Annotated in this window: 7 protein-coding genes and 1 pseudogene; 2 read left to right on the forward strand and 6 right to left on the reverse strand. The window is 37.5% G+C overall.

Going from position 1 to position 4,547, the window contains the following annotated elements; genetic code table 11:
- Positions 1 to 681, reverse strand: a pseudogene (locus tag EWV66_RS10685) (COR domain-containing protein); the annotation flags it as partial.
- A 178-nt stretch (positions 682 to 859) separates the two neighbouring features.
- On the opposite strand from EWV66_RS10685, the gene EWV66_RS10690 reads away from it, so the two are divergent.
- Positions 860 to 1,654: a DUF8758 domain-containing protein gene (locus EWV66_RS10690; protein ID WP_287107885.1), complete on the forward strand. Its 795-nt coding sequence runs from the start codon at positions 860 to 862 to the stop codon at positions 1,652 to 1,654.
- A gap of 4 nt (positions 1,655 to 1,658) precedes the next feature.
- A complete protein-coding gene (locus EWV66_RS10695) occupies positions 1,659 to 2,078 on the forward strand; it encodes a DUF488 domain-containing protein (RefSeq protein WP_052275886.1) in 420 nt (139 codons plus the stop codon).
- Between the two features lie 395 nt (positions 2,079 to 2,473).
- Here EWV66_RS10695 and EWV66_RS10700 read toward each other — a convergent pair whose 3' ends face one another.
- From EWV66_RS10700 to grxC, 5 genes are all read right to left on the reverse strand, one after another.
- Positions 2,474 to 2,680, reverse strand: a complete 207-nt coding sequence (locus tag EWV66_RS10700) for a leucine-rich repeat domain-containing protein (protein ID WP_052275887.1) — start codon at positions 2,678 to 2,680, stop codon at positions 2,474 to 2,476.
- 220 nt (positions 2,681 to 2,900) lie between these two features.
- The gene (locus EWV66_RS10705; protein ID WP_052275888.1) at positions 2,901 to 3,203 is read right to left on the reverse strand and encodes a HigA family addiction module antitoxin; all 303 of its coding nucleotides are present in this window, start codon (positions 3,201 to 3,203) and stop codon (positions 2,901 to 2,903) included.
- A gap of 12 nt (positions 3,204 to 3,215) precedes the next feature.
- A complete protein-coding gene (locus EWV66_RS10710) occupies positions 3,216 to 3,491 on the reverse strand; it encodes a type II toxin-antitoxin system RelE/ParE family toxin (protein ID WP_012268033.1) in 276 nt (91 codons plus the stop codon).
- A gap of 84 nt (positions 3,492 to 3,575) precedes the next feature.
- Positions 3,576 to 4,064 (reverse strand): tRNA adenosine(34) deaminase TadA, encoded by a 489-nt coding sequence (gene tadA / locus EWV66_RS10715; RefSeq protein WP_052275889.1) that lies wholly within the window; start codon positions 4,062 to 4,064, stop codon positions 3,576 to 3,578.
- Entirely contained in the window at positions 4,049 to 4,366 is a 318-nt protein-coding gene (gene grxC, locus EWV66_RS10720) for a glutaredoxin 3 (RefSeq protein WP_002751734.1), read from the reverse strand. The genes tadA and grxC overlap by 16 nt, the downstream gene beginning before the upstream one ends.
- Between the last annotated feature and the right edge of the window lie 181 nt (positions 4,367 to 4,547).

Consider the following 4,547-nt stretch of genomic DNA (forward strand, 5'->3'; position numbering starts at 1 on the left):
GTAGATATCCACATCCGGTTCATCGATGGGTAGAAGATCGGTGATTAGATAGCGATCGGGACTGTAACCATCAAGGGGAAAACAGAGTTCAAATTTTCCCATCAAATCCATCAAAAATCGGCGTTTATTTTCGGGATAACGGTGGGGTTGTTTGAGAATATTGTGCAGATCTGGCAGTGAGAGAATACCCTTTTTTCGCACCATCAAATCGTGATTATTGAGAATATCATAAACACCGTCAGTTACCCATTCTGGGTTCAGGACATTGGTTTCATTCAGTCGCGGATCATCTTGGTAGTTGAGGACAATACCGAGATCGTGGAGAAACTGCACTAAACTTTTTTGATCGCTGGCCTCTCTAATCTCGGCTGTCTGACACATTTCCTGATACTTTTCGTAGGAAATAAAGTCATAACTCTTTTGCATTGCTTCTAGTTGAGTTTTGATCTCAAACCAACTATTAGGCAATAAATCTTTGATATGGGGAATAACATCGATTTGAGAGGCGATTTCCTGCACAAGTTGCTCGATTCCCGCACCGGTTTTACAGGAAGTGGCGATTAGCTTGGTGATTTGGGGATATTTTTTCCGGAGGGTGCGGATCTTAACTTGCGGGGGATTTTCATCGGCACAATTACCCACGATAATCACGGGAGAATTGCCTCCGTAGGTTTCAATCAAAAATACTCCGAAAATTGTATTGACAAGTATAAAGGTTTTTTGTTAATATTCATTCAAACTTTGATCACAAAATTTCTATTTTCGATTTTTTCAGGATAAAATATATTTTCAAAACAAGGGTTTTTAAAGAAAATACAAGCTTTCGGCTTGTCAAAGGTCATAATTCAGGCTAAATATTATGGAAACTAGAAAAATTTTAATTGCCACTAAAACTTATCCATCTATTAGCACTAAATATCAAGAGACAGTCTGTACGGCAGGAATATTGTTAAGTGAAGAGGAAAATCCGCTACAGTGGATTAGAATTTATCCCATCAGATATCGTTATTTAGATTTTGATAAACGTTACCATCGATGGGCAATTGTTAGTGCTAAAATTAAAAGAAATGATCAAGATTACCGTCCAGAAAGCTTTAAAATTGATGACAATTTCTTGGTAATTATTAGAAAAATAGATACAACTAATAATTGGCAAGAAAGAAAATCTATAGTTCTATCTTTACAATTTAGGTCTATCGCCGATATTCAAGCACAGGGAAAATCTCTAGGGATTATTAAACCCAAGTCAATTGAAAGATTTTTTTCTAAGAAAACTTCTAGAGAATGGAATCAAAAACAACAGACTGTCCTCAATCAACTAGATTTGTTTGAGCCTAATATAGACTTAGAAAAAATTCCTTATAAATTTTTTTATCAATTCACGGATGAAGATAATGTACCGCATAAATACTCAATTAGTGATTGGGAAATTATGGAACTTTATCGCAAGTGCCGTGATCGATCTCAATTGTCAGGACTAGAAGCTGAACAGTATGCCTTAGAAAAAGTTAGACAAAAACTAGAAGATGATTTTCTTGAAAGTAAAGATTTATATTTTATTGTGGGAAATCTCAAAAATCATGCTAAGTCTTTTATGATTATTGGTTTGTTTTATCCTCCCCTAGTAAAGTTCAATCAAATGGAGTTATTTTAGAATCATGAAAAATCCACCTACAAAGCAATCATTGATTTTAACCTTTGGCTACGGCAATCGTTCAAGCTATGATAGTCTTTTAGCATATATTAACGAATTTGAGGTTGATTTTCTGATCGATGTTCGCGAAAAACCCCGCGCATGGAGTCGCAAATGGTATGGTGATCAACTTGAAAAATTGTGTCATCAACAAGGAATAGAGTATTTGTCAGAAAAAACTTTAGGAAATATTTCAGGGACAAGTCATTGGGTTTCCCCTGAACCGGAAAAAGTTGATCAAGTTTTACAAGATATTGCTAAAAAAGCTCAGTCAAAAACAGTTTTGCTATTATGTGCAGAAATGGATTATCATCGTTGTCATCGGGTTGAAGTGGCTGAGAAGTTAAAAAAATTAACTCACCAACCAATTAAGCATTTAGAATAACATAATTCTACACTTGCTGTGGACGAAATGCGCGTTCATCCCATTCTTCTTGATAAATAGAGTCAGATGTTTGATTCATTTTGAGTGCAATATCACTTAAGAGTTTGTGGCGTTTGAACATTCTTCTAATTTCACCATCGACTGGATTTAACAAATAAGGAATTTCATGTCCTTATTTGACAAAAAGAGAGACAATATTAAATATTTGTAAAGTTTTTTGCCTAAGTTACTTTTCTGTGGTAAGCAAATCTTTACTGCTCCGATGGGGGGTTTCTTGGGGGGTGTCATCGTTGTTGGTTTCTGGTTCTTGTCCTTTAAAAATCGTGATAGATCGCCAAAAACCCTCTAAAAACTGATTGAAGGTCGTTTCATTGATTTTACCCGTCCAGAGCAAACTAAAAGAGGACCAGCAGGGAGGTAAGTCGAGCGAGCGCTTCTGGAATCTCCCTGATTTGGTTACTAATGAGGTCGAGGGATTGCAGGGAGGTGAGTTGAGGGATTTCGGGGGGAATTTCTGTTAAGTTTCTGTCGGACAGATCTAACTTCCCCGCTCTTTCGTCCTTTGCCTGTTGAATTAACTCTAATACTTCCCGTGCTGTCATTGACCATCCCCCCGCTACTATATTTACTCCATTTTGGCAAAAGATCTGGTTAATGCCACTGGTGGTGATCAGCTAGTCCACTGTTAATAGTATGATTAACTCCCACACGCGGTTATTCATACATTTGTATCAGTTTAAGGATGACTGATAATTGCTGATTGTCGCTATTTCTGCAAATGTGAGATGCCGCCAAATGAATAATTATAGAATTCAAGAGAATTTATCCTGAAGACAGGGATTGATAAGGAATAATTTCTTCGAGGGTATTTCCTAACTTTTCCCTCGCTAGATCTAACTCATAGGCTTTTTGTAAATTCATCCAAATTTCTGCCCCGGTATTAAAAAAACGCCCTAATTTTAAAGCAATATCTCCCGTGATATTTCCTTGTCCCTTGAGAATTTGCTCAAGTTCATTCTCAGAGATATTAACTCTTGTGGCAAGCTGAGAAACATTAAGATTAATTTCCTCTAATTCATCAGCCAAAATTTCACCAGGGTGGATAGGACTTTTCCAATTATTCATCGTGAATTCTCCTTAATGATAATCAACAATTTCAACATTAGTAGCTGCATCATCCCATGAGAAACAAATACGATACTGGTCATTGATGCGAATACTATATTGACCGATTCTATCCCCTTTTAAACGTTCTAAGCGGTTACTCGGCAATCCTGCCAATGCTTCTAGTGTATTAGCACTTTCTAAAATACGCAATCTTTTGATCGCTAATCGTTCAATCCCAGAAAACTTTTTAACAAACTGCTTATTATAAAGCTTTTCTGTATCTTTACATCGAAAGCTTTTAATCATGGGTTATTTTTGTCATGTCTAAGGCAATAATTTGATAAATTTAGCTAAATTTATCAACCGTCCCGATAATTACTCAAATTTTTCTTATCTTTTTTTCTCAAACCATGTTTGTAATAATTCCCCGGATTCCTTGGCTAAAATTCCCGCGATTACCGGTAAACGATGGTTAGAAAAAGGACTATCTATAAAATTAGCCACAGTGCGGATAACTCCTGTTTTGGGATCGTCAGCACCGTACACTAATAATCCTAATCTAGCCTGAATGATTGCCCCGGCACACATGGGACAGGGTTCGAGGGTGACGTAGAGGGTACAATCATTTAAGTGCCAATTGCCTAACACTTGACTAGCGGCACGAATCGCCAGAATTTCGGCGTGAGCGGTGGGATCATAGTGTTTTTCCTTGCAATTAGCCCCTTGAGCGATTAAATGTCCCTCTTTATCCACGATAACTGCTCCCACAGGTACATCACCCCGATCCCCCGCAGTTGCCGCTAAATTTAAAGCTAACTGCATCCATTGCCGATGTTTCTCATAGGCTTTTTCGTCAATAGACTTTAGATAGTCCCACATTTAGCCAGTAAATTATCTAATTTTTTCTGACCATCCAAAGCATACAAATCATCACAACCACCGATATGTTCATTATTAATAAAAATCTGTGGTACACTGCGTTTACCGTTAGACCGTTCCGCCATGGCTTGACGAGCGCTTTCATCCCCATCAATCTTGTATTCGGTGTATTTTACCCCTTTCCAACCCAGCAGCCATTTAGCACGAATACAGTAGGGACAAGTTGCCCAAGTGTAAATTTCCACATTGGCCTTGATATTCTCGTTATAACGCCCAAAAAGCGAGTTAAATAGATTTAGCATCGTTCTTACTAAGTAGTTAGGTGTTAAAAACTGTCAGATGCCCCCCTTATTAAGGGGGGATTAAGGGTAGGGCTGTTTCATTCTCCCATCAGAATATCAAAAGTAAAAGCGATCAATATCAGGTAAAATGAGAAGTGACCGGCAACTTTTTAAATATATGTTGAGCTTAATAGAAAAACTA

The sequence above is a fragment of the Microcystis sp. M_OC_Ca_00000000_C217Col genome, assembly GCF_007095585.1.
GTDB classification, from domain to species: domain Bacteria; phylum Cyanobacteriota; class Cyanobacteriia; order Cyanobacteriales; family Microcystaceae; genus Microcystis; species Microcystis panniformis.